Here is a 425-nt window from a genome sequence, read left to right as displayed (position 1 = left end):
AAATATTTTACCACCATCACCACTTCTGAAGATGTTGGGGTTAAAAAACCTCACCCAAAGATCTTTGAAACAGCACTCAAGAATGCAAAAGCCAGTATCGCAGAAAGTGTAATGATTGGAGATAACCTGGAAGCCGATATCCTGGGGGCTCAAAATTTGGGAATGAGAGCCATACTGTATAATTACCATAAAAATGAATTCTCTGAAAATTATCATCAGGTATTACAAATGAAGGAATTGACCAGGTTTCTGTAATAAGGTGCTCCTATTTTCGTTTGATAATGAACTCCATAAAAATGCCTCCTATAAAATACCTTTTTAAAGCAGCATTTTTGATCCTGTTTATCATGCTAAATTCCTGTGTTAAGGATGTAGATCTTGACCAGGCCGAAGAAATTGTAATTCCTCCTACTGCTGCTATAGAT

General features: G+C 36.5%; 1 protein-coding gene. It reads left to right on the top strand.

Translation table 11 applies throughout. The features are described from left to right. Positions 1-255: HAD family hydrolase (locus HC175_RS19180; protein ID WP_168139755.1), on the top strand; the 255-nt coding region annotated here is incomplete at its 5' end. Positions 256-425: the final 170 nt, after the last annotated feature.

It is taken from the genome of Salinimicrobium oceani (assembly GCF_012037645.1).
This window is presented reverse-complemented; position numbering and strand designations above follow the sequence as displayed.